Source organism: Ewingella sp. CoE-038-23 (assembly GCF_040419245.1).
Taxonomy (GTDB): Bacteria; Pseudomonadota; Gammaproteobacteria; order Enterobacterales; family Enterobacteriaceae; genus Ewingella; species Ewingella allii.
This window is the reverse complement of record NZ_JAZHOH010000001.1, coordinates 4,230,880-4,255,014: the sequence shown is the minus strand read 5'-3', so window position 1 is coordinate 4,255,014 and position 24,135 is coordinate 4,230,880. Positions and strand designations below refer to the sequence as shown.

At 55.0% G+C, this 24,135-nt stretch carries 20 protein-coding genes; 11 read left to right on the top strand and 9 right to left on the bottom strand.

The genetic code is table 11. The features are described 5' to 3' along the window. Positions 1-65 precede the first annotated feature (65 nt). The 6 genes from glgB to V2154_RS20440 all read left to right on the top strand — a co-directional run bounded on the left by glgB (position 66) and on the right by V2154_RS20440 (position 10,729). On the top strand, positions 66-2,252 hold the full coding sequence (glgB, locus tag V2154_RS20465) for a 1,4-alpha-glucan branching protein GlgB (protein ID WP_353503635.1): 2,187 nt from the start codon (positions 66-68) through the stop codon (positions 2,250-2,252). Next, entirely contained in the window at positions 2,249-4,240 is a 1,992-nt protein-coding gene (gene glgX / locus V2154_RS20460; RefSeq protein WP_353503634.1) for a glycogen debranching protein GlgX, read from the top strand. Before glgB ends, glgX begins: the two co-directional genes overlap by 4 nt. Before the next feature lie 74 nt (positions 4,241-4,314). Continuing rightward, positions 4,315-5,592 carry a glucose-1-phosphate adenylyltransferase gene (gene glgC, locus V2154_RS20455; RefSeq protein ID WP_353503633.1) on the top strand — a complete coding sequence of 426 codons (1,278 nt, stop codon included), beginning with the start codon at positions 4,315-4,317 and terminating at the stop codon, positions 5,590-5,592. 178 nt (positions 5,593-5,770) lie between these two features. Then, positions 5,771-7,207 (top strand): glycogen synthase GlgA, encoded by a 1,437-nt coding sequence (gene glgA, locus V2154_RS20450; RefSeq protein ID WP_353503632.1) that lies wholly within the window; start codon positions 5,771-5,773, stop codon positions 7,205-7,207. Between the two features lie 40 nt (positions 7,208-7,247). Then, positions 7,248-9,695 carry a glycogen phosphorylase gene (glgP, locus tag V2154_RS20445; RefSeq protein ID WP_353503631.1) on the top strand — a complete coding sequence of 816 codons (2,448 nt, stop codon included), beginning with the start codon at positions 7,248-7,250 and terminating at the stop codon, positions 9,693-9,695. A gap of 233 nt (positions 9,696-9,928) precedes the next feature. Further along, positions 9,929-10,729: an NYN domain-containing protein gene (locus V2154_RS20440; protein WP_353503630.1), complete on the top strand. Its 801-nt coding sequence runs from the start codon at positions 9,929-9,931 to the stop codon at positions 10,727-10,729. 63 nt (positions 10,730-10,792) lie between these two features. On the opposite strand, the gene glpD is transcribed toward V2154_RS20440, so the two are convergent. From glpD to V2154_RS20415, 5 genes are all read right to left on the bottom strand, one after another. Then, positions 10,793-12,304 carry a glycerol-3-phosphate dehydrogenase gene (gene glpD, locus V2154_RS20435; protein WP_353503629.1) on the bottom strand — a complete coding sequence of 504 codons (1,512 nt, stop codon included), beginning with the start codon at positions 12,302-12,304 and terminating at the stop codon, positions 10,793-10,795. A gap of 275 nt (positions 12,305-12,579) precedes the next feature. After that, positions 12,580-13,338: a DeoR/GlpR family transcriptional regulator gene (locus V2154_RS20430; protein WP_034793903.1), complete on the bottom strand. Its 759-nt coding sequence runs from the start codon at positions 13,336-13,338 to the stop codon at positions 12,580-12,582. A gap of 9 nt (positions 13,339-13,347) precedes the next feature. Next, on the bottom strand, positions 13,348-14,184 hold the full coding sequence (glpG, locus tag V2154_RS20425) for a rhomboid family intramembrane serine protease GlpG (RefSeq protein WP_353503628.1): 837 nt from the start codon (positions 14,182-14,184) through the stop codon (positions 13,348-13,350). 192 nt (positions 14,185-14,376) lie between these two features. Beyond that, positions 14,377-15,003, bottom strand: a complete 627-nt coding sequence (gene ycaC / locus V2154_RS20420; RefSeq protein ID WP_353503627.1) for an isochorismate family cysteine hydrolase YcaC — start codon at positions 15,001-15,003, stop codon at positions 14,377-14,379. 90 nt (positions 15,004-15,093) lie between these two features. Next, on the bottom strand, positions 15,094-15,963 hold the full coding sequence (locus V2154_RS20415; protein WP_353504040.1) for a pirin family protein: 870 nt from the start codon (positions 15,961-15,963) through the stop codon (positions 15,094-15,096). A 137-nt stretch (positions 15,964-16,100) separates the two neighbouring features. On the opposite strand from V2154_RS20415, the gene V2154_RS20410 reads away from it, so the two are divergent. Continuing rightward, positions 16,101-17,006 carry a LysR family transcriptional regulator gene (locus V2154_RS20410; protein WP_353503626.1) on the top strand — a complete coding sequence of 302 codons (906 nt, stop codon included), beginning with the start codon at positions 16,101-16,103 and terminating at the stop codon, positions 17,004-17,006. Positions 17,007-17,012: 6 nt separating this feature from the next. Here the strand turns inward: V2154_RS20410 and V2154_RS20405 are convergent, their stop codons facing one another. The 4 genes from V2154_RS20405 to ulaG all read right to left on the bottom strand — a co-directional run bounded on the left by V2154_RS20405 (position 17,013) and on the right by ulaG (position 20,783). Beyond that, positions 17,013-18,203: a trans-sulfuration enzyme family protein gene (locus V2154_RS20405; protein ID WP_353503625.1), complete on the bottom strand. Its 1,191-nt coding sequence runs from the start codon at positions 18,201-18,203 to the stop codon at positions 17,013-17,015. A gap of 223 nt (positions 18,204-18,426) precedes the next feature. Then, positions 18,427-18,747 (bottom strand): thiosulfate sulfurtransferase GlpE, encoded by a 321-nt coding sequence (gene glpE / locus V2154_RS20400; protein WP_034793888.1) that lies wholly within the window; start codon positions 18,745-18,747, stop codon positions 18,427-18,429. An 84-nt stretch (positions 18,748-18,831) separates the two neighbouring features. Further along, positions 18,832-19,587 carry an HTH-type transcriptional regulator UlaR gene (gene ulaR / locus V2154_RS20395; protein WP_353503624.1) on the bottom strand — a complete coding sequence of 252 codons (756 nt, stop codon included), beginning with the start codon at positions 19,585-19,587 and terminating at the stop codon, positions 18,832-18,834. 131 nt (positions 19,588-19,718) lie between these two features. Continuing rightward, positions 19,719-20,783, bottom strand: a complete 1,065-nt coding sequence (ulaG, locus tag V2154_RS20390; protein WP_353503623.1) for an L-ascorbate 6-phosphate lactonase — start codon at positions 20,781-20,783, stop codon at positions 19,719-19,721. 418 nt (positions 20,784-21,201) lie between these two features. On the opposite strand from ulaG, the gene ulaA reads away from it, so the two are divergent. From ulaA to V2154_RS20370, 4 genes are read left to right on the top strand one after another with little or no spacing between them, the layout of a single operon-like run. Then, positions 21,202-22,605: a PTS ascorbate transporter subunit IIC gene (ulaA, locus tag V2154_RS20385; RefSeq protein ID WP_353503622.1), complete on the top strand. Its 1,404-nt coding sequence runs from the start codon at positions 21,202-21,204 to the stop codon at positions 22,603-22,605. Between the two features lie 47 nt (positions 22,606-22,652). Beyond that, entirely contained in the window at positions 22,653-22,961 is a 309-nt protein-coding gene (gene ulaB, locus V2154_RS20380; RefSeq protein ID WP_353503621.1) for a PTS ascorbate transporter subunit IIB, read from the top strand. Positions 22,962-22,971: 10 nt separating this feature from the next. Then, on the top strand, positions 22,972-23,454 hold the full coding sequence (gene ulaC, locus V2154_RS20375; RefSeq protein ID WP_353503620.1) for a PTS ascorbate transporter subunit IIA: 483 nt from the start codon (positions 22,972-22,974) through the stop codon (positions 23,452-23,454). An 18-nt stretch (positions 23,455-23,472) separates the two neighbouring features. Then, the gene (locus V2154_RS20370) at positions 23,473-24,129 is read left to right on the top strand and encodes a 3-keto-L-gulonate-6-phosphate decarboxylase UlaD (protein WP_034793873.1); all 657 of its coding nucleotides are present in this window, start codon (positions 23,473-23,475) and stop codon (positions 24,127-24,129) included. The last annotated feature ends 6 nt before the right edge of the window (positions 24,130-24,135 follow it).

Sequence of the window (24,135 nt, the reverse complement as noted above, 5' to 3'; positions counted from 1 at the left end):
ATAACATTAATCATCTGCCTGATGTCATTGAATTTATTGATTTAATTAATCATAGGACGAAATTCATGTCAGTACTTCCCGATCAGCACGTTATTAATCAGCTTATTTCTGGACACTACGCTGATCCTTTTTCCTTACTGGGGATGCACACCGTCGCGGCAGGTATTGAAGTTCGCGCTCTGCTGCCAGACGCTGATCAAGTGTGGGTGGTGGACGCCGACAAGGGTACGCAGGTGTGTGAGCTGCGCCGCTATGACGATCGCGGTTTTTTTGTCGGGTTAATACCACGGCGCAAGAACCCGTTTCGCTATCAGTTGGACGTGCGTTGGGGCGAAAATACCCATCGCCTCGACGACCCTTATCGCTTCGGCACTCTGTTGCAGGAGCTGGATATCTGGCTGTTGGCCGAGGGCACGCACCTCCGCCCTTATGAACAACTGGGCGCGCACCCGCAGGTGCTGGATGGCGTCGAAGGCGTGAGTTTCGCCGTCTGGGCGCCGAATGCCACGCGGATCTCCGTAGTGGGTGAGTTCAATTACTGGGATGGCCGGCGCCACCCGATGCGCCAGCGCCGCGAAAACGGCATTTGGGAGCTGTTTATCCCCGCCGTTAAGCAGGGCCAGCTCTACAAATATGAAATTATTGATTGCCGTGGCCATGTTTCGCTGCGCGCCGACCCTTATGCTTTTGAAGCCCAGATGCGCCCGGAGACGGCTTCTCTGGTGCGCCAACTGCCTGAAAAGGTGCCGTTTTCCGCCGAACGCAAGAAAGCCAATGCCTTTAACCAGCCCATCTCCGTTTACGAGGTGCATCTCGGCTCGTGGCGTCGCCATACCGATGATAATTTCTGGCTGAGCTATGGTGAGCTGGCCGAGCAGCTGGTCTCCTACGCCAAATGGATGGGCTTCACCCATATTGAACTGATGCCAATTAACGAGCATCCGTTCGACGGTAGCTGGGGCTATCAGCCGCTCGGCATGTATGCCCCGACCCGTCGCTACGGCACGCCGCAAGAGTTCAAAGCCTTTATCGACGCCGCCCACGACGCCGGGCTGAACGTGATCCTCGACTGGGTGCCGGGCCATTTCCCGAGCGACGCCCACGGGCTGGCGCAGTTCGACGGCACCGCGCTGTACGAATATGCCGATCCGCGCGAAGGTTATCATCAGGACTGGAACACGCTGATTTACAACTATGGCCGCCACGAAGTGCGCAACTATCTGGCGGGTAACGGTTTTTACTGGATTGAGCGCTACGGCATTGATGGTTTGCGCGTCGATGCCGTGGCGTCGATGATCTACCGCGACTACAGCCGCAAGCCGGGAGAGTGGGTGCCTAATCACTATGGCGGGCGGGAAAATCTCGAAGCGATCTCCTTCCTGCGCTACACCAACCAGACCATTGGCCGCGAGCTGGACGGGGCAGTGACGCTGGCGGAAGAGTCCACCGACTACCCCGGCGTCACCATGCCGCCGGACGCCAACGGCCTCGGCTTCCACTACAAGTGGAATATGGGCTGGATGCATGACTCCCTCAATTACATGCAGCTTGACCCGGTTCACCGCAAATATCACCACCACCTCATGACCTTTGGCGTGCTTTATGCCTACAGCGAGAACTTCATTTTGCCGCTGTCGCACGATGAAGTGGTGCACGGCAAAGGCTCGCTGCTCGACAGAATGCCGGGCGACACCTGGCAGAAGTTTGCCAACCTGCGGGCCTATTACGGCTTTATGTGGGCGCATCCGGGCAAGAAACTGCTGTTTATGGGCTGTGAGTTTGCCCAAGGGCGCGAATGGGATTTCAACAACAGCCTCGACTGGCACCTGCTGGATGACCAAAATGGCTGGCACAGCGGCGTGCAGCATTTAGTGCGCGATTTAAACCACGTTTATCGCCAGCAGTCGCCGCTGTATGAGCTGGATTTCAACCCGCGCGGCTTTGAATGGCTGGTGGTGGATGACCATGAAAACTCGGTGTTTGCCTTTGCTCGTCGCGACGAGCACGGCAACGAAATCATCGTGGTCAGCAACTTCACGCCGGTGCCGCGCTACGATTACCGCATCGGCGTCGGGCGTCCGGGGCGCTACCACGAAGTGCTGAATACCGATTCGCACTTCTATCGCGGCAGCAATGTCGGCAACGGCGGTGATATTTACAGCCATGCCCACCACCACCATCAGCGCGATCACTCCATATCGCTGACCATTCCTCCGCTGGCGACTCTCTATCTCAGGCGGGAGGATCTATGAATAAGCTCCAGCCCGGTAAATCGCAGCCTTTTGGTGCCACGTTGCAGCCAGATGGCGTCAACTTCAGCCTGTTTTCCGCCCACGCGGAGAAGGTCGAGTTGTGCCTGTTTGATGAAGCAGGCAGCGAGCAGCGCTTAACCTTGCCGGGGAGAACCGGCAACCTCTGGCACGGCTTTCTGCCAAACGCCAAGGCAGGGCAGCGCTACGGTTATCGGGTTTACGGGCCGTTTGAACCGGCGCGGGGGTTACGTTTCAATCCTAAAAAGCTGTTGATCGATCCAGCCGCTCGGGCGCTAGAAGGAGAGCTGCGGGACAACGCGCGGCTCGCCGGCGGCATTGACGCGCCGGATGACAAAGACAGCGCGGTGGCCGCGCCAAAGTCAGTAGTGGTCAATGACGCCTTTGACTGGGGGGATGACGCGCCGCCCGCCACGCCGTGGAGCGAAACGGTGATTTATGAGGCGCACGTTCGCGGTTTGACTCGCCAGCATCCGGGCATTCCGGCGGCGCTGCGCGGCACTTATGCCGGGCTGGCGCATCCGGTGATGCTGCAATATCTGCAGCATCTGGGCATTACCGCCATTGAATTATTGCCGGTGCAGCATCACGCCGACGAGCCGCGCCTACAGCGGCTTGGGCTGAGCAATTACTGGGGCTATAACGTGCTGGCCCCTTGCGCGGTGGAACCACGCTACGCCAGCCGCCACAAAAACCTATCGGCATTGAACGAATTTAAAGCAGCGGTCAAAGCGCTGCATCAGGCGGGAATCGAAGTGATCCTCGACGTGGTGTTCAACCACAGCGCGGAGCTGGACGTCGACGGGCCATTTATCTCCTTCCGTGGCATCGATAACGCCAGCTGGTACTGGCTGCGCGAAGACGGCAGTGACGACAACGTGACCGGCTGCGGCAACGCGCTGCGTCTGGTGGATGACGAAACCATTGCCTGGACGGTGGACTGCCTGCGCTATTGGGTGCGGGAGTGCCACGTCGACGGTTTCCGCTTTGATTTAGCCACGGTGCTTGGCAGAACGCCGACCTTCGACACCCAATCGCCGCTGTTTGCCGCAATTCAGGCCGACGACGTGCTATCGGGCTGCAAGCTGATTGCCGAACCCTGGGACATCGGCCCCGGCGGCTACCAACTGGGGCATTTCCCCGCGCCTTTCGCCGAGTGGAGCGACCTGTGGCGCGATGACATGCGCAAATTCTGGCTGCACGGCAACCTGCCGCTGGGGCAGTTCGCCCAGCGCTTTGCCGCCTCCGCCGACCTGTTCAATCATGACGATCGCGCGCCTTATTCCAGCGTGAACATGCTTACCGCTCACGACGGCTTCACGCTGCGCGACCTCGTGAGCTTTAACGACAAGCACAATCAGGCCAACGGCGAAGATAACCGCGACGGCCACAATGAGAATTACAGCCAGAACCATGGCGAAGAAGGGCTGAACGCCTCGCCTGCGGTGCAGCATCAGCGCGGGCTGAGCCAGCGCGCCCTGTTGGCGACGCTGTTGCTGTCGCAGGGTACGCCGATGCTGCTGGCAGGCGATGAGCAGGGCCACAGCCAGCAGGGCAACAATAACGCCTACTGTCAGGATAACGCGCTGACCTGGCTCGACTGGCATCACGCCGATGAAAGCCTCACGGCCTACGTGGCGGCGCTGATTGCGCTGCGCAAGAAGATCCCCGCGCTGTCGCGTTCTACGTGGTGGCAGGCCGGGGGCGATGACGTTGAATGGCTGGACCAGCAAGGCCAGCCGATGAGCAATGAGGGTTGGGAGCATGGCCCGCAGCAGTGGCTGCAAATCCGCCTTTCGCGGCGCTGGCTGGTGGTTCTCAACGCATCGCTTAACGATGTTGATATGCAATTGCCCGCAGGGAACTGGCGCCTGGTTGCGCCATTCGCTGAGGGAGCACCGCCGGTCAGGGAGGGCGGAATGTGGTGTGCGCAAGCGAAAACCCTATCTGTACTGGAGAGCGGCGAATAAGTGATTAACAACCAATCGTCGGGCAACACCTTCGGCACAGCGCAACGTCAGCAGAGTGATGCAAGGAGTTCATCATGAGTAAAACAGAACATCGAGACCCGGTCATGCTGGCAAGACAGCTGCCGCTCAAGTCCGTGGCGCTAATTTTGGCCGGAGGACGCGGTTCGCGCTTGAAAGATTTAACCGCCACGCGGGCCAAGCCTGCGGTGCACTTTGGTGGCAAATTCCGCATCATCGATTTTGCCCTGTCGAACTGCCTGAACTCGGGCATTCGTCGCATCGGCGTAATCACGCAATATCAATCACATACCCTTGTTCAGCATATTCAGCGCGGCTGGTCGTTTCTCAATGAGGAGATGAACGAGTTCGTCGATTTACTCCCCGCCCAGCAGCGCCAGAGCACCGAGCATTGGTACAAAGGTACCGCCGACGCGGTGTATCAGAATCTGGACATTATTCGCCGCTATGAGGCGGAGTACGTGGTGATTCTGGCCGGGGACCACATCTACAAAATGGACTACTCGCGCATGCTGGTGGACCACGTGGAAAAAGGCGGCGATTGCACCGTGGCCTGTCTGGCCGTGCCGCTGGCGGAAGCCAGTGAATTTGGCGTGATGGACGTCAGCGAAGACTATCAAATCAAGAGCTTCCTCGAAAAACCGCAGGATCCGCCCTCAATACCGGGCCAGCCGGACATGGCGCTGGCCAGCATGGGGGTCTACATTTTTAATGCGGATTACCTTTTCCGTCTGCTCGAAGAGGACATGGCGAGCGAAGAGTCCAGCCACGACTTTGGTAAAGATCTTATTCCGAAAATTACGCGTCAGGGCGCGGCCTGGGCCCATCCCTTCAGCCTCTCCTGCGTGACGCAAAACAGCGAGCAGCCACCGTACTGGCGCGACGTCGGTACGCTGGACGCTTACTGGAAAGCCAATCTGGATTTAGCGTCGGTGACGCCTGAGCTGGATATGTATGACCGCTCGTGGCCTATCCGCACCCATATGGAGCCGCTGCCGCCGGCCAAGTTTGTGCAAGACAGGTCGGGCAGCCACGGCATGACCATGAACTCTCTGGTAGCCGGGGGCTGCATTGTCTCTGGCTCGGTGGTGGTCAACGCCGTGCTGTTCCCGCGCGTGCGGGTGAACTCGTTTTGCAATATTGATTCGACAGTCTTGCTACCGGACGTCAACGTCGGTCGCTCCTGTCGTTTGCGTAAATGCGTGATCGACCGTGCCTGTCATATTCCTGAGGGCATGGTGATTGGCGAAAACGCCGACGAAGACAGTAAACGTTTTTATCGTTCAGAGGGCGGGGTCGTGCTCGTCACCAGGGCGATGCTCGCGAAATTGTAATACCCGGCATTTTGCAGCCCAACGCGTTGGGTCGGCCGGTAAGAAGTGAAAAGCTGATTAGATGAAATGAACGTGGTCCGGGACGGTCAAGAGGGAGAATATTGACGTCTGCCCCGATAATATTTGCTCGCCATTTCGGCCCTTATCCCGTGATGGCGGTGATGACTCAGGAGCGCGAATGCAGGTTTTACATGTTTGTTCAGAGCTGTTCCCCCTGTTGAAAACGGGCGGACTGGCTGACGTCGCGGGTGCGCTTCCCGCCGCACAAATTGAAGGGGGGACTGACGTTCGCGTCTTGATTCCGGCGTTCCCTGATATCAAACGCGGGCTGGGCGAGACGCAGGTCGTGGGGCAACTTGATACTTTTGCGGGGCAGGTGACGCTGCGCTACGGCGTCTATCAGGGCGTGGGAATTTATATAATTGACGTGCCCATTTTGTATGACCGTCCCGGCAGTCCGTATCACGATCAATCTTTATATGCTTACCCGGATAACCATCTGCGCTTTGCCCTGCTGGGCTGGATGGCGGCGGAGCTGGGTGCCGGGTTCGATCCGTCTTGGCAGCCGGATATTCTGCAATCCCATGACTGGCACGCCGGGCTGACGTCCGCCTACGTGCGCGCACGTAATCTGCCGGTGAAAACCGTGTTTACGGTGCACAATCTGGCATTTCAGGGGCTGTTCGAAAGCCACCATTTGCAGCAGCTGCAAATCCCGCAAGAATTCTTCCAGATGCACGGCTTGGAGTTCTTCGGCCAGATTTCTTACCTCAAGGCCGGGCTGTATTACTCCGACCACGTCACCACCGTCAGCCCAACCTACGCCAAGGAGATCACCCGGCCGGAGTTTGGTTACGGCATGGAGTCGCTACTGCTGGAGCTGGAGCGCGAAGGGCGTCTCACCGGTATTCTCAACGGCGTAGACGATGCTATCTGGCAGCCGCGCAATGATGTGCTGCTGTCTGCGCGTTACGACGCCGACGACCTGCGCTCCAAAGCCATCAACAAAGCCTATTTGCAGCGGGCGATGGGGCTGGACGTCGATGACTCGCGGCTGGTGTTCGCCGTGGTCAGCCGCCTGACCAGTCAAAAAGGGTTGGATCTGGTGCTGGAAGCGCTGCCCGATCTGCTGGAACGCGGCGGCCAATTGGCGCTGCTCGGCGCGGGCGATGCCGTGTTGCAGCAGGCATTTTTGGCGGCGGCGGCGGACAATCCGGGGCAGGTTGGCGTTCAGCTGGGTTATCACGAAGCGTTCTCGCACCGCATTATTGGCGGCGCTGATGTGATCATGGTGCCGAGCCGTTTCGAGCCTTGCGGCCTGACTCAGCTCTACGGCCTAAAGTACGGCACGCTGCCGCTGGTGCGTCGCACCGGCGGGCTGGCTGATACCGTGGTGGACTGCGCGCTGGAGAATCTGGCCGACGGCACCGCCAGCGGTTTTGTTTTCGAAGAGGCGAACGGCAAGTCATTGGGTAACGCTATTCGTCGGGCCTTTGTTCTCTGGAGCCGGCCAAAGCATTGGCGGCACGTGCAGCATCATGCCATGGGAATCGACTTCGGCTGGCAGGTAGCGGCTCAGGCCTATCTGTCTCTTTATCAACGCCTGTTGTCATAATGGCCGCGCAGCGGCATGACTTGATTGGGAACGCAACGCTATGACCTCACCGTTTAATTACACATCGCCTACTGTCAGTGTTGAAGCGCTGAAACACTCTATTGCCTATAAGTTGATGTTTATCATCGGCAAAGACCCCTCTATCGCCACCCAACACGACTGGCTGAACGCCACGCTGTTTGCCGTGCGCGACCGCATGGTAGAACGCTGGCTGCGCTCCAACCGCGCGCAAACGTCGCAGGATGTGCGTCAGGTTTATTATCTGTCGATGGAGTTTTTGATTGGCCGCACCTTGTCTAACGCGCTGCTGTCGATGGGCATCTACGATGACATCAAGCAGGCGCTGGATGAAATGGGCTTTGACCTTGAGGAGCTGATCGGCGAAGAGAATGACCCCGGCTTGGGCAATGGCGGGTTGGGGCGTTTGGCGGCCTGTTTCCTTGATTCACTGGCGACGCTGGCGCTGCCGGGCCGTGGCTACGGCATTCGCTATGAATACGGCATGTTCGCGCAAAATATCATTAATGGTCAGCAGATGGAGTCCCCAGACTATTGGCTGGAGTACGGCAACCCGTGGGAATTCCAGCGCCACAGCACCCGCTACAAGGTGCGTTTCGGCGGGCGTTTGCAGCATGAAGGCAGCAAAACCCGCTGGCTAGAAACCGAAGAAGTTATTGCGCTGGCTTATGATCAGGTTATCCCCGGTTTCGACACCGACGCTACCAACACGCTGCGCCTGTGGGGTGCGCAGGCCAGTAACGAAATCAACCTTGGCAAATTCAATCAGGGCGACTACTTTGCGGCGGTGGAAGATAAAAACCACTCGGAAAACGTGTCGCGGGTGCTCTACCCGGATGACTCCACCTACTCGGGCCGCGAGCTGCGCCTGCGCCAAGAGTACTTTTTGGTGTCGGCTACCGTGCAGGACATCCTCAACCGCCACTACGTCACGCACCACACTTACGAGAATCTGGCGGACAAAATCGCCATCCACCTCAATGACACTCACCCGGTGCTCTCCATCCCTGAGCTAATGCGTCTGCTGATTGACGAGCATAAATTCACGTGGGAGCAGGCGTGGGGGACAGTGACGCAGGTCTTCTCCTACACCAACCACACCCTAATGAGCGAAGCGTTGGAAACCTGGCCGGTGGATATGATTGGCAAAATCCTGCCGCGCCATCTGGAAATTATCTTCCAGATTAACGACCACTTCCTCAAAGAGGTGGCGGTGAAAGTGCCGGATGACAGCGGCATTCTCTCCCGCGTGTCGATTATTGATGAAGGCAACGGCCGCCGTGTACGCATGGCGTGGCTGGCGGTGATTGCCAGCCATAAAGTGAACGGCGTGTCGGCGCTGCACTCGGAGTTGATGGTGCAGTCGCTGTTTGTCGACTTCGCCCACATCTATCCAGACCGTTTCTGCAATAAAACCAATGGCGTGACCCCGCGCCGCTGGCTGGGGCTGGCCAACAAGCCGCTGTCGAAAGTGCTGGATGACGCCATCGGCCATAACTGGCGTACGGACCTCAGCCAGCTGGAAGAGCTGAAACAGAATATCGACTACCCAAGCTTCCTCGAGGCGCTGCGCAAGGCCAAGCTGGAGAACAAAAAGCGGCTGGCGCTGTATATCGCTCAGAAGCTCGACGTGGTGGTGGACCCGAAAAGCCTGTTCGACGTGCAGATTAAGCGCATTCACGAGTACAAACGCCAGCTGATGAACGTGCTGCACGTCATCACCCGTTATAACCGGATTATCGAAGATCCCGATGCTGGCTGGGTGCCGCGCACGGTGATTTTTGCCGGGAAAGCGGCCTCTGCGTACTACGCGGCCAAGCAAATTATTCGCCTGATCAACGACGTAGCCGCGGTGATCAATGAAGATCCCCGCGTGCGCGACAAACTCAAAGTAGTGTTCATTCCGAACTACAGCGTGAGTTTGGCACAGATCATCATTCCGGCGGCGGATCTCTCTGAACAGATCTCGCTGGCGGGCACCGAGGCGTCCGGCACCAGTAATATGAAGTTTGCGCTCAACGGCGCGCTAACCATCGGCACGCTGGATGGCGCCAATGTCGAAATGCTGGAGCACGTCGGCGAAGAGAATATCTTTATCTTCGGCAACACTACCCCGCAGGTCGAGCAGCTGCGCCGCGACGGCTACAACCCGCACAGCTACTATGAGCAGGACGCTGAGTTGCATCAGGTGCTAACTCAGATTGCCACCGGCGTCTTCAGCCCTAATGAGCCAAAACGCTACAGCAATCTGTTCGACACGCTGGTTAACCTTGGCGACCATTATCAGGTATTGGCGGACTATCGCAGCTATGTCGATACCCAAGATAAAGTGGATGAACTCTACAAACAGCCCGAAGAGTGGACCCGCCGCACCCTGCTGAACATCGCCAACATGGGCTATTTTTCCTCCGACCGCACCATCCAAGAATACGCGGATGAGATCTGGAACATTAAGCCGATTAAGTTGTGATGAGGTAATTGGTAATTATCGGAACAACTTAGCTGGATGAATAAAAGGCACATGAAAATGTGTCTTTTATTATTTCGAGGCTTATCTAAAAGCCATTAAATTAAGATTAAATTGTATTGACGGCCTCTGAATAAAAGCTTAATTTTCACACAGCAGCCCAGCACTGTTCGTAGATAATAGTTAGGATCTACTCAACGGTTCTGGGCTTTTTCATATCAAAGGAACTGATAAGAATGAAAAAAACGGCAGTTATGATCGACGGCGGGTATTTTATTCGCCGCATAGATTATTTTTTGAGAAAGCATTTTTCTGGAATGACAATCGATGCGGCACAGCTAGTAAAAATCATTTGGCGTATCGTTAGATTTCACTTGGACTCCCCACACGGCAGACATGCCGAGCTAGAGCCTCTCGCGCTTTATCGTATCTATTATTATGACTGCCCACCTCTTGATAAGCAGATTAAATTTCCACTTCCTCTTGAAGGCCATAAAACACCTTCTACGAAAAACTTTAAAGCCCATGCTCCAAATGTTTTACGCAATGAATTACATGAAGAATTAAGGCTTAATCGCAAAACTGCTTTAAGAATGGGAGTGTTATCTACAACGGGCCAGTGGCAGGTAAAAGAAAGAAGGTTGAAGCAACTTATCAATAATGAAGTAAGTTGGAATGAACTCACCAACGATGATTTCTATTATGAATATAAGCAAAAAGCCGTCGATATAAAGTTAGGGATGGATATCACTATTTTGGCCCATGAAAAACTGGTGGATGTCATTATCCTGCTTGCAGGAGATGCTGATTTTGTTCCTGCTGCAAAGCATGCTCGAATCAAAGGCGTGGATTTTATTCTTGATCCAATGCATCAGAAGGTATCTGCATCATTATCGGAACATGTTGATGGTGTTCAGTCTAGCAACATCGTTGTCGCTATTGCGGATATCTGTAAGATTCAACCAACCCATAAACCCGAATGGTGGGAAGCACATGTTGATCGTAGAAGAGAGAAACGTAGCCAGCGGGCGAGTTAGCTGTTGTCTCAGAGATAAAAAAGGCATCCATCTGGATGCCTTTTTGCTTGCTAGCCCCAGTGATTAGGAGGCAAGCGAGATGTCTTTCTTCTGCTGCTTATTGGCTGCCAGCCACTCGGCGACGCGCGCCTGTTGGGCTTTGTCCAGCCACATGCCGAGCTTGGTACGGCGCCAGATGGCGTCGTCGAGTTCGCAAACCCACTCTTTCTCAACCAGATAGCGCAGCTCGGCTTCGTACAGACCGTGACCGAAATCTTCGCCCAGTGATTCAAGGCTGGTAGCGTCGGCGATAAACAACTCGGTCTGACTGCCGTAAGTGTGGGTATAGCGGCGGGCCAGTGATTCAGGCAACCATTTGAAACGGTTACGCAAATTGGCGGCGTAAGTTTCACGGTCACCGCCGAGTTTACCACCCGGCAGCACGGCGTTTTTGGTCCACGCCGGGCCTGCTTTCGGATAGTATTTACCCAGTTTCTCCATCGCGTGCTCAGCCAGCTTACGGTAAGTGGTGAGTTTGCCGCCAAACACCGACAGCAGCGGGGCTTTGCCGTTTTGGTCGTGAACGTCCAACGTGTAATCGCGAGTCACGGCCTGTGGAGAATCTGATTCGTCGTCGCACAGCGGGCGAACGCCGGAGTAGCTCCAGACGATATCTTCGGTGGTCAGCTGTTTCTTAAAGTGGTCGTTATACACTTTCAGCAGATAGCTGGTCTCTTTCTCGTCGATCTGCACGTCTTTCGGATCGCCGTGGTACTCCACGTCGGTGGTGCCGATGATCGAGAACTCGTCCAGCCATGGAATAACGAACACAATACGGTGGTCTTCGTTTTGCAGAATATAGGCCTGCGGCTGATTGTGCGCACGTGGCACCACGATATGGCTACCTTTGATCAGGCGGATGCCGTATGGCGATTTCAGTTTCAGGCCGTCGTCGAAGAAGTGTTTCACCCAAGGGCCAGTCGCGTTGACCAGACCTTTGGCGCGCCAGGTGAAGGTTTTGCCGGTATCGACTTCTTCGGCTTCCACCATCCACATGCCGTCTTCGCGCCATGCGCGAGTAACTCGGGTGCGAGTACGAACTTCGCCGCCGCGTTCTTCCACTTCCTGAGCGTTAAGTACGACTAAACGCGCATCATCAACCCAGCAGTCAGAGTATTCGAAACCTTTGGTTAGCTCCGGCTTGAGCACGGAATCCGCGCCAAACTTCAGCCCTTTACTGGACGGCAGGCTGGTACGTTTGCCCAAATGGTCGTACATAAACAGGCCGATGCGGATCATCCAGGCCGGGCGCAGGTGAGGCTGGTGTGGCAGGCGGAAGCGCATTGGGAATGCAATGTGTGGCGCAAGGCGCAGCAGCACTTCGCGCTCGGCCAGTGCTTCACTGACCAGGCGGAATTCATAATGTTCGAGGTAGCGCAGGCCACCGTGAATCAGTTTTGAGCTAGCTGAAGAGGTTGCGCAGGCCAAGTCTTGCGCTTCCAGCAGCAGAACGGACAGCCCGCGGCCAGCCGCATCCGTAGCGATGCCAGTACCATTGATACCGCCACCGATTACGATCAAGTCTTTGGTTTCCACGTCATCTTCCTCCAGATGTTCGTAATAGCTCTTTTATGTTCGTTTTCGCTCATGATTGTAATCGAGAAACAGCAAACAAGCCAAGCGTTAACCAAATAAAAACATTTAGGCGTGATGCAGGTAACATAATTTTGGCGATTTAGCGCAATCAGATTAAAGAATAGACAAAGATGGCAGGAATTCGCGCGGTGCTTTTCGTAATTGCTCGTTTAAGACGATAAAGAAGGGGGAACGGGGAGCCGGACGCGCAGGGCGCACGTCCGGATAGGGCGGATTTAGCAGAGTTCGAGCTGGACGTCGTACTTCTCAATCAGCTTCATCACGCTTTCTGGCGGCTTCTGATCGGTAAACATATAGTCAATCAGACTCATGTTGCCGAGGTTTACCATGGCGTTACGGCCAAATTTCGAGTGGTCGGTCACTAGCATTACGCAGCGCGAATTCTCAATGATGGCGCGCTTGGTGCGCACTTCGTGATAGTCGAACTCCAGCAGTGAGCCATCCATGTCGATGCCGCTGATGCCCAAAATGCCGTAGTCGAGACGAAACTGGGAGATAAAGTCCAGCGTCGCTTCGCCCATAATGCCGCCATCGCGGGTGCGCACTTCGCCACCGGCGAGGATCAAACGAAAATCCTCTTTGGCGGTGAGCAGGGTGGCAACGTTGAGGTTGTTGGTCACTACGCGCAGGTTTTTGTGATTCAACAGCGCGTGGGCCACGGCTTCCGGCGTGGTGCCGATATCAATAAACAGCGTCGCGCCGTCGGGGATTTGCGCCGCGACGCGCTGGGCGATGCGCGCTTTCTCTTCCGACCACATGATTTTACGGTCGTGATAGGCGGCATTCACCGAGCTGGAAGGCAGGGCAGCACCGCCGTGGTGGCGATGAATTTTGTTCTGCTCGGCGAGGTCATTCAGGTCGCGGCGAATGGTCTGCGGGCTGACGGCAAAGTGCTCAACCAGCTCTTCCGTACTCACATAACCCTGCTGGCGCACCAGTTCAATAATGGCATCATGGCGTTGTGTCTGTTTCACCGAAATCCCCTAATTCTGTTTTTTATGTGACGTACGGGTGTCAACAAAGGCCATGAGCAGGCCAAGCACCAGACCGAAAACGTGCGCGGCATTGGCGATAGCCAGCCCCATCACGTTGAAATAGCCCAGCACCAACCAGGCAATGGAAAATACCATTAGTCCGCGTGGCAGAGAAATACCGCGTTCCGGTTTTAACTCGCCGGTCAGCCAGACATACCCCATCAGGGCATATACTACGCCGGATAAGCCGCCAAACCAGATCCCGCTGAAAAGTGACTGTCCCCAGCCGCTGACCAGTGCCGAAACCAGGGTAATAGTGAACAGTTTGCCAGTGCCCAGACGCTTTTCCACCGGGCCGCCGAGGTACCACCACCACAGCAGGTTAAACAGAATATGCAGCAGGGAGAAGTGCAGCAGCGCCGGGCTGAACCAGCGCCAAATCTCGAGATATTGGCTGCTGTCCATCGGCCATGCCAGCGTGCGCATGACATTTTCGTCGCCATAAATCTGTTGCAGAATATAGACCGCGATGCACAAGAATATCATCACCATGGTCAGCGGGCCTGCCTGACTGCGAATGCGCTGCCAGTAGGAGTAATGCTGATAGCTGAGGTTAGCGCCGGTGTTGCCGGTCTGCCAGCTGGCCGCCTGATAGCGCGGATGCAGCGGGTCTTCTAGAAAGAGGGCTAATTGCTGCTCGACTTCCGGTAGCCGGGCTTCATCTTCCAGCCAGATCTGCACTTCCTGACTTTCATTTTTGACCTGCAGTTTTATCCCTTGAGTTGCCATGTAATCGACAAAGGCCAGCGCCAGGCGGGGGTTGTTCAGGCTGAGAATGCGCACCATATTATTCAGCTGGTCCTGTAGTAGTTTGATTTTTAAAAGACATTTGTAGGGTAAACCTTTTCTGCCAGCGTTTAGAGAGTCGATTATAACGTCAGCGGACAAGGTTGTTGTCGAAAAATCAAATTATGCAGGAGGGATAACAGAGTGAAGAAAATTCCCGCGTCCCTGCGGGAAAGTTGATAAGTCGCAAAATCAGCTGTTTTGAGTCAGTTTGCTGTAGCTGGTCATCAGGTTGCGATAATCAGGAATGTGGTTGGAGAACAGCGCGCCCAGCCCTTCCACATCGTTACGCCAGTCGCGGTGTAGCTCACAGGCCACGCCGAACCAGGTCATCAGCTGTGCGCCCGCATTGGACATGCGATCCCATGCCGAATGGCGAGTCATTTCATTGAAAGTGCCGGAAGCATCGGTGACCACGAAGACCTCGAAGCCTTCCTCAATGGCGGACAGCGCCGGGAAGGCCACGCACACTTCGGTGACTACGCCGGCGATCAGCAGCTGTTTCTTGCCCGTGGCTTTGATGGCTTTGACGAAATCTTCGTTATCCCACGCATTAATCTGCCCAGGGCGTGCGATATAGGGCGCATCTGGGAACTGGCTTTTCAGCTCAGGCACCAGCGGGCCGTTTGGACCCTCTTCAAAACTGGTGGTTAAGATGGTCGGCAGCTTGAAGTAGCTGGCGATATCGGCCAAGGCCAGCACGTTATTTTTGAATTTATCCGGGTCGATATCGCGCACCAGAGAGAGCAGGCCGGTTTGGTGATCGACCAACAGCACGGCGACATCATCTTTGTTCAAACGCTTGTAAGCTACAGTCATGGGGAACTCCTTTAAGGTTAAAATGCCCGAAGGCGTTAAGCCAACCCGCGAAGGGGCGCCAGCGTTAAGCTGCCAGCGCCACTCATCAGGTTAGGAATGCATCTGACCAAATCGGCCACTGTTGAAATCGTCGATGGCTTCTCTGATCTCCTCCTGCGTGTTCATCACGAAAGGCCCGTGCCCCACGATTGGCTCATCAATTGGCTCGCCGCTGAGCAGCAAGAACACCGCGTCGGTATTGGCTTCCAGCTCAATGCTGCTGCCCTGCGGGTCGAACTGCACCAACTGCGCTTCGCGTACCACGTCATTGCCGTTGATGAGCAAGGTGCCGTGCAGCATCACCAGCATTAGGGTTCTGCCTGCTGGAATATCGAAACGCGCCTTACCGTTTTGCGTCATCCGCACGTCCCATACGTCCAGCGGCGAAAAGGTATGCGCCGGGCCGCGTTGGCCGTCGAATTCCCCGGCAATCACCCGCAGATACCCGGCGTTATCCGGCAAATTAACCGCCGGAATGTGTTTGTCGGTCAGCGTCTGGTAGCCGGGCTGGGTCATTTTGTCTTTGGCGGGCAAATTGACCCACAGCTGCACCATTTCCAGCCCACCGCCCTGGCGGGAGAAGGCCTCGGAATGGAACTCTTCGTGCAAAATGCCCGAACCGGCGGTCATCCACTGTACGTCGCCAGGGCCGATAACGCCGCCCGCGCCGGTGGAGTCGCGATGCTGCACTTCACCCTGATAGACGATGGTGACCGTCTCAAAGCCACGGTGCGGGTGCTGCCCGACGCCGCGCGGCTGGCCATCATTTGGGGCGAACTGCGCCGGACCCGCGTAGTCGAGCAGCAGGAACGGACTGACGTGCTTGCCGTGACTGCCGTAACTGAACATTGAACGGACCGGGAAGCCATCGCCAACCCAGTGCTGGCGCGGTGCGCTATACGTGCCGAGGATTTTCTTCATCATCATCTCCAGTCAAAAAAGGGGGCCAAAACGACGTTGCCTTGGCTGATGGAAAGATGATAGATCTGCAACGATTGGTCCGGTAGATGCTAAAATTGTCCGCAGTGTTCTATTAATAGAACGATATGGAGAGCGCGATGCGCGATTTGAACGATCTCTATTATTTTGTCGAAGTGGTGAATCATCGAGGTTTCTCGCCGGCCGGGCGCGCCTTGGGTATGCCGAAATCCAAGCTCAGCCGCCGCATTGCGCTACTAGAGGAGAGGCTGGGGACGCGGCTCATTCAGCGCTCCACGCGGCGCTTTACCGTGACCGAGGTGGGGCAGGTTTATTACCAGCACTGCCGCGCAATGCTGATTGAGGCCGAGGCGGCGGACGAAGCTATTGCACTGCGCTACGCCGAACCGCGCGGCGTGGTGCGAGTCACCTGCCCCGTGGCGCTTCTAGAAGCGCGAGTGGCGGAGATGCTGGCAGAATTTATGGTCGAATATCCGCTGGTGGATGTGCATTTGGAAGCTACCAATCGGCGAGTTGACGTGGTGGGTGAAGGCATTGACGTAGCGATCCGAGTTCGGCCGCCGCCGCTGGAAGACAGTGATCTGGTGATGCGCGTATTGGCGGACCGTGCGCAGTGCTTAGTGGCCAGCCCCAAGCTATTGGAAAAACAGGGATTACCCTTGACTCCCGCTGATCTTATCGGTTGGCCAAGCTTGGATTTGGGCGTGCCGCAAAACGACCACGTTTGGACGTTGAATGGGCCGGACGGCGAGCAGGCGGCGATTCGCCATCAGCCGCGTTTAGTGACGCGCAGTATGCCTGCATTGCGGGCTGCGGCGGTGGCTGGCGTAGGGATTGTGCAGTTGCCGACCATGATGCTGACGGAGCAGATTGCCCGAGGGGAGCTGATACAGGTGCTGCAGGGTTGGCAGCCGCGACGCGAAATTATTCATGCGGTTTTCGCGTCACGACGAGGACTTTTGCCTTCCGTCAGGGCACTGCTCGACCTGCTGGCCGAGCGTTTTTCGAACCTGAAAGAAGACTAAAGCCTGTTACAGACCTTCGAGCGCCTGCTCAAGGTCTGCCACCAGATCTTCCACATCTTCGATGCCAATACTGATGCGCACCAAGCCGTCAGTGATGCCGCTCAGACGGCGGACTTCTGGCGAAACCGCGCTGTGCGTAGTGGTTGCCGGGTGACATGCCAGAGAGTCGGTATCGCCGACGGAAACGGCCTGAGTGATCAGCGTCAGCTTGTCGAGGAAGGTGCGCGCTGCTTCACGGCCGCCGCGCAGTTCAATTGCCATGATGCCGCCGAACAGTTTCATCTGACGCGCTGCAATCTCATGGCCCGGATGGCTTTTCAGCCCCGGATAGAACACCTGCGACACCGCCGGATGCGCATGCAGTACTTCGGCAATATGCGCCGCGCCGACGGAGCTGGCTTCAACGCGCAGTGGCAGCGTTTTCAAACCACGGATCAATAAAGCGGCTTCGAACGGGCTTAAACAGCCGCCGAACTGCTTCAGACACAGCACGCGAATTGGGTCGATCAGCGCTTTGCTACCCACCACGATACCGCCGGTGGCGTCGCCGTGACCGCTGATATATTTGGTGGCGGAGTGCAGGGAGATGTCGATCCCCATATCTAACGGACGGGTCAGGTAAGGGGTGGCGAAGGTGTTATCCACCACGCTGACAGCACCAGCCTGCTTGGCGATACGGGCAATTTCTGCAATATCGGCAATACCCAAAACGGGGTTGGCTGGGGTTTCCACAAACACCATTTTGGTCTGCGGCGTCAGGGCGGCTTGCAGATCTTTGGTGTCCGCCACGTAAATCGGTTTGATGCCGTAGCGCGGCAACAGGTTGCGGATCACACCCTCGGTGCCGCCATACAGCGTACCCACGTGGATGATCTCATCGCCCGGCGACAGCAGGGCAAACAGCACGGCGCTGATGGCCGCCATGCCGCTGGCACAGGCCACGGCACTTTCGCCGCCTTCCAGTGCCGCCATTTTCTGCTCAACAACCGCCACGGTTGGGTTAGCGAAACGGCTATAAGAGTAGCCCGGCTCTTCGCCGCTGAAGCGACGCGCGCCGCTGTCAAAGTCATCGTAAGAGAAAGAAGAGGTCGCGGTGATTGGCGTAGTGATCGCGCCAGTTAAAGGGTCAGGCTGTTGACCCGCGTGCACAGCAAGCGTACGCATGCCCAATTGGCGGGTGTTTTCCAGATGTTTCATCTTCATATCCTGTAAATATCAGGGATAAATTATATCAATACTTATAAGCAGTAGCTGTTTTCGCTTAAGAACATTTGGCACTCAGGACCAAACCAAACGATATATCCCCAGCGCCACACGTGTTCGTTATATGTAGAGAAGCCGCCGCCATATTGGCAGCGACTTAAACTGGGGGAATATTTGGGGTGACCGGCGACTCAGCCGAATGGGGAAGCAGGGGAGATTAGGCTTCTACATCCTGAGGGAAGGTGTTTGACCAGGCTTCGAAACCGCCGTCGATGCTATAAACCGATTCAAAACCCTGAGTCAGCAGGTATTGCGCGGCGCCGCGGCTGCTAATGCCGTGATAGCACATCACCATCACTGGGGTTTTGGTGTCGGCGCGTTCCATAAACGCCAGCATGCTTTCATTGCTGAGGTGGAATGCCCCCGGAGCATGGGCCGCGCCAAAGCTTTGCGGGTCGCGGATATCTACCATGACCGCGTCGCCCTGTTTCAGGCGGGTGTGCGCTTGTTCAACGCTGATCGATTCAAATTGTTCCATTCTGGCGAGCCTCAATAATCAGTTATCGGCATATTCTACCTAATTATTTGCTCACCAAGACCAGACAAACCACAGGGTTAAGACTTAAACCAGAATCACTCTCACGCCTTTTTGACGCAATTGTTCAAGGATTTCAACGTCCGCCTCCTTGCCGGTGATCAGCACATCGATTTGCTCGGTGCGGCTAAATAGCATTCCCGCGCGCTGGCCGACTTTGCTGCTATCAACCAGAACTGCCAGCTTGCCGACGTAATTGAGCATTTTCTGTTCGGCCATGGCGGTCAGCATGTCGGTTTTATACAGGCCGTCGGTGGTCAGGCCCGCGCCGCTGGTGAACATCCAGTGCCCGGCATACAGGCTCGCATCGCCATCTTGTGGCGCGAGGGTGATGGACTGACTCTTGTTGTACTGCCCACCCATGATGACCACGCTTTCGTGCTCTTGCTCAATCAGGTAGTTAGCCAGCGGCAGATAGTTGGTGATCACCTGAATATCTTTGCCACACATTTCGCGGCCCAGCAGAAATGCCGTCGAGCCACAGTTGATCACTACACTTTCACCCGGTTCGCAGAGCTGCGCTGCCGCCTGAGCGATGCGTTTTTTCTCATCGAGATTGTGAGTCTGGTGGATATTGAGCGGCGTCCAGTTCTCCCGTGGCGAACTGACGGCTTCGGCACCGTTGCGAACTTTGCGCAATTTCCCCAGCTCATTGAGTTTGGTGATATCACGGCGCGCGGTGGCCGGAGAAATATCGAAGCTGTCGATCACATCGGAGACAGAGATCTGGCCCTTACGTTGTAAGAGGTTAAGGATCGCGTTGTGACGTTGGGGTTCAGTCATGATTGCTCCGCAAGGGAAATGATTATTGCGTGATTATAATCGAGTGATTCAATCATTCATACACCCTTAGTTTTGTTACACCTCTTTGTTGGAAAAGGCAGGGAGGTCGCCCCTGCCTGTATCCAATATGATTAAAGGAATGATTTGAAAGGTAAATCTGTTTCAGAAGTGAAGCAGTCATCGAAGCCACGCGGGTAGTGGTATTCGAAATTATCTTTATCATTTGGATAAGTAAATTTGCCGCCAACCTGCCAAATAAATGGCTTAAAGTCATATTTCAGTCGGTCTTTTTTCATATTCCACAGCATGCGGATTTCTTGCGGGTCAGCCTGGAAGTTTGACCAAATATCATGGTGGAAGGGGATAACTACCTGAGTTTTAAGAGATTCTGCCATGCGCAAAATATCAACGCTGGTCATTTTATCCGTTACGCCACGCGGGTTTTCGCCATAAGAGCCGAGCGCTACGTCCACCTGATGCTCATTGCCATGTTTGGCGAAATAGTTGGAATAGTGGGAGTCGCCGCTATGGTACAGATTGCCGCCTGGCGTTTTGAACAGGTAGTTCACCGCGCGTTTGTCCATCATATCTGGCAACACGCCTTCGGCTTTTTGGTCTGCTGGCAGCGTGATTAGCACGGTGCGGTCGAAGGAGTCCAGCGCGTGGATTTCCACATCTTTGATTTTCACCACTTTGCCCGGGGTCATCACGATGCAGCGTTCAGCCGGTACGCCCCAGCTCATCCAGAGATCCACGCAGGTCTGTGGGCCGATAAACGGCACGTCTGATGAGCAATTCTGCATGACGGCGGCGGCGACGTTAACGTCAATGTGATCGTTATGATCGTGGGTAGAGAGCACGGCGTCGATCTCTCTAATAGCAAAGGGATCAAGCACAAATGGCGTGGTGCGCAGGTTCGGCTGGAGCTTTTTCACCCCCGCCATACGCTGCATCTGATGGCCGGTTTTCATCAGCGGGCTGCTGTGATTTTGCTTGCCCACGCCGCACCATAAATCGACGCAAATATTCGCCCCACCCTCTGATTTCAACCAGATCCCGGTACAGCCGAGCCACCACATCGCGAAGGTCCCCGGCGCGACGCGCTCTTGCTCAATCTCTTCATTAAGCCAGGTTCCCCACTCTGGGAAAGTATTCAGTATCCACGACTCGCGGGTAATGCTTTGAACTTTACTCATGGTTTGACCCTCTTCATGACACCAATGTGTCGATATTTTTAGTCTGAATGATTTTTGGTGATTACATATGATTGCTATGCGCCGAACTTAGCACCAATAAATCATCGATACAAGATGGGTTTTGAGAGTTTATCTGTTGGTCGAGCCAACCTTTGAGCTTGAAAGCCAAGAGTTAACTGACTGAGGTAATTGCTGGTTATTGTTATATCTTTATGAATTTAAAGCTTTAAATGTAATTTTTGTTTTATCGTGGATATTCTTGAAGCGGATATCTTGCGAGGAGTATCACAAATAATCATCTTCAATCTTTTAATGATTTATTGTGAGCGTTACTGTGCATCCGTCCTTACAGTATTTGTGACTATCGCTTTGCGTGATCTTCTCAAAGCGTGTCTCTCGAAGGTTAACGGAGAGTCTTATGGAATTCCTCTACACCGTATTCACCGTATTTTTTAATCAAGTCATGACCAATGCCCCGCTGCTGCTGGGTATTGTCACCATGCTGGGCTACATCCTGCTTAGGAAAAGCGTGAGTGTCGTCATCAAGGGCACCATCAAAACCATCATCGGTTTTATGTTGCTACAGGCCGGCTCGGGGATTTTGACCAGCACGTTCAAACCCGTGGTTGCCAAGCTTTCTGAAGTGTATGGCATTAATGGCGCCATTTCTGACACCTACGCCTCAATGATGGCAACGGTTGAAAGAATGGGTGAAGCCTACAGCTGGGTGGGCTATGCCGTACTAATCGCCCTGGCTCTCAACATTCTGTATGTCGTTTTCCGCCGTATTACGGGCATTCGCACCATCATGCTGACCGGCCACATCATGTTCCAACAGGCCGGGCTTATCGCCGTGTTCTTCTTTGTGATGGGCTACCCGATGTGGACCACCATTTGGGCGACGGCGTTTCTGGTCTCGCTCTACTGGGGCATTACCTCCAACATGATGTACAAACCCACTCAGGCCGTGACGGAAAACAGCGGCTTCTCGATTGGGCACCAGCAGCAATTCGCCTCATGGATTGCTTATAAAATCGCCCCTTATCTGGGTAAAAAAGAAGACAGCGTCGAGAACCTCAAGCTGCCGGGCTGGTTGAATATCTTCCATGACAATATCGTCTCGACGGCCATCGTGATGACGATTTTCTTCGGCATCATCCTCTGCTCGTTTGGGCTTGATACCTTGCAACTGATGGCCGGTAAAACCCACTGGACTATCTATATCCTGCAAACGGGCCTGATGTTTGCGGTCGCTATTTTCATCATTATTCAGGGCGTGCGCATGTTCGTCGCTGAATTAACCGAAGCCTTTAACGGCATCTCCCAACGCTTAATTCCCGGTGCGGTTTTAGCTATCGACTGTGCGGCGATTTACAGCTTCGCGCCGAACGCCGTGGTCTGGGGCTTTATGTGGGGCACCATCGGGCAACTGATCGCCGTGGGCATTCTGTTCGCACTCGGTTCTTCCATCATGATCATTCCCGGCTTTATTCCGATGTTCTTCTCCAACGCCACCATTGGCGTGTTCGCCAACCACTTTGGCGGCTGGCGCGCGGCGCTCAAAATCTGTCTGGTGATGGGCATGCTGGAGATCTTCGGCTGCGTCTGGGCTATCAAGCTGACAGGCCTGAGTGCCTGGATGGGCATGGCCGACTGGTCGATTCTGGCACCACCACTGATGCAGGGCTTCTTCAGTATCGGCATGGCCTTTATGGGCGTCATCGTCGTCATCGCGCTGCTTTATATGTACTTCGCCGGTCGCAGCCTGCGTGCCGAAGAAGATGCTGAAAAACAGGCGCTTAGCCAGCCTGCTTCTCACTAAGTCACTCACTCTTATTTATCTATTTCACATTGACCGGAGATTTTCACATGACAGTACGAATTCTAGCGGTATGCGGTTGCGGGCAAGGCAGTTCAATGATCATGAAAATGAAAATTGGCCAGTTTCTCACCCAAGAGGGTGTTGATCACACCATGAACAGCTGCGCAGTAGGGGAATACAAATCTGAACTCGGCGGGGCAGATATCATCGTGGCTTCAACCCACGTAGCGGATGAAATCACCGTGAGCGGCAATAAATACGTCGTTGGCGTGCGCAATATGCTTTCTGCGGCAGATTTTGGCCCGAAAGTGATGGAAGTGATTAACGCGCACTTCGCTAGCGATCTGAAGAAGTAAGGATAACGCCATGAAATTACGTCATTCTCTGGCTGAAAATGACTCTATTCGCCTGAATGCCGAGGCTGAAACCTGGCAGGAGGCGGTGAAAATCGGGGTGGATATGCTGGTAGCGGCGGGCGTGGTTGAACCGCGCTACTACCAGGCGATCCTCGATGGCGTCGAGCGCTTCGGTCCTTATTTCGTGATTGCTCCCGGTCTGGCGATGCCACACGGCCGCCCGGAAGAGGGGGTGCTCAAAACGGGGTTTGCGCTGGTCACTTTGAAAAAACCTTTGGTCTTCAACCATGAAGATAACGACCCGGTGGACATCCTGATCACCCTGGCGGCGGTCGATGCCAATGCCCATCAAGAGGTGGGCATCATGCAGGTGGTGAACCTGTTTGAAGATGAAGAGAACTTTGATCGCTTGCGCGCCTGTACCACGGCTCAGCAAGTGCTGGATTTAATAGATAAAACCTCAGCAGCTTCTGACGCTGCGTTGACTGACTAAACGTAAAGGGAACATAGCATGTCTAAAACATTACCGATGTTGCAGGTTGCGCTTGATAACCAGTCGATGGACGACGCCTACAAAACCACGCGCCTGATAGCTAATGAAGTTGACATTATCGAAGTGGGTACCATTTTGTGCGTGGCGGAAGGGGTTCGCGCCGTCCGTGATTTGAAAGCACTGTATCCAGAAAAAATCGTATTAGCCGATGCCAAAATTGCTGACGCAGGGAAAATTTTGTCGCGCATGTGCTTTGAAGCCAATGCCGATTGGGTGACGGTTATCTGCTGTGCTGACATCAATACCACCAAGGGCGCGTTGGAAGTCGCAAAAGAGTTTGGCGGCGACGTGCAAATTGAACTGACAGGCTACTGGACGTGGGAACAGGCTCAGGAGTGGCGCGCTGCCGGAATTCAGCAAGTGGTGTATCACCGCAGCCGTGACGCACAGGCCGCCGGCGTAGCCTGGAGCGATGCCGATATTACGGCAATTCAACGCCTGTCCAGCATGGGCTTTAAAGTCACCATCACCGGTGGTCTGGCGCTGGAAGATCTGCCGCTGTTTAAAGATATCCCGGTGCACGTCTTTATCGCTGGTCGCAGTATTCGTGATGCGAAAGACCCGGTCGAGGCCGCTCGCCAGTTCAAAAAATCAATCAGCCAGCTTTGGGGCTAAGGACAG

Coding starts and splice junctions, on each gene's coding strand:
- V2154_RS20405 (WP_353503625.1), bottom strand. CDS start 18,203: ATGAAACATCTGGAAAACACCCGCCAATTGGGCATGCGTACGCTTGCT.
- V2154_RS20415 (WP_353504040.1), bottom strand. CDS start 15,963: ATGAAGAAAATCCTCGGCACGTATAGCGCACCGCGCCAGCACTGGGTT.
- glgX (WP_353503634.1), top strand. CDS start 2,249: ATGAATAAGCTCCAGCCCGGTAAATCGCAGCCTTTTGGTGCCACGTTG.
- ulaR (WP_353503624.1), bottom strand. CDS start 19,587: ATGACTGAACCCCAACGTCACAACGCGATCCTTAACCTCTTACAACGT.
- V2154_RS20410 (WP_353503626.1), top strand. CDS start 16,101: ATGCGCGATTTGAACGATCTCTATTATTTTGTCGAAGTGGTGAATCAT.
- glpG (WP_353503628.1), bottom strand. CDS start 14,184: ATGGTGCGCATTCTCAGCCTGAACAACCCCCGCCTGGCGCTGGCCTTT.
- glgP (WP_353503631.1), top strand. CDS start 7,248: ATGACCTCACCGTTTAATTACACATCGCCTACTGTCAGTGTTGAAGCG.
- ulaA (WP_353503622.1), top strand. CDS start 21,202: ATGGAATTCCTCTACACCGTATTCACCGTATTTTTTAATCAAGTCATG.
- glgB (WP_353503635.1), top strand. CDS start 66: ATGTCAGTACTTCCCGATCAGCACGTTATTAATCAGCTTATTTCTGGA.
- glgC (WP_353503633.1), top strand. CDS start 4,315: ATGAGTAAAACAGAACATCGAGACCCGGTCATGCTGGCAAGACAGCTG.
- V2154_RS20440 (WP_353503630.1), top strand. CDS start 9,929: ATGAAAAAAACGGCAGTTATGATCGACGGCGGGTATTTTATTCGCCGC.
- glgA (WP_353503632.1), top strand. CDS start 5,771: ATGCAGGTTTTACATGTTTGTTCAGAGCTGTTCCCCCTGTTGAAAACG.
- ulaB (WP_353503621.1), top strand. CDS start 22,653: ATGACAGTACGAATTCTAGCGGTATGCGGTTGCGGGCAAGGCAGTTCA.
- ulaC (WP_353503620.1), top strand. CDS start 22,972: ATGAAATTACGTCATTCTCTGGCTGAAAATGACTCTATTCGCCTGAAT.
- glpE (WP_034793888.1), bottom strand. CDS start 18,747: ATGGAACAATTTGAATCGATCAGCGTTGAACAAGCGCACACCCGCCTG.
- ulaG (WP_353503623.1), bottom strand. CDS start 20,783: ATGAGTAAAGTTCAAAGCATTACCCGCGAGTCGTGGATACTGAATACT.
- V2154_RS20370 (WP_034793873.1), top strand. CDS start 23,473: ATGTCTAAAACATTACCGATGTTGCAGGTTGCGCTTGATAACCAGTCG.
- ycaC (WP_353503627.1), bottom strand. CDS start 15,003: ATGACTGTAGCTTACAAGCGTTTGAACAAAGATGATGTCGCCGTGCTG.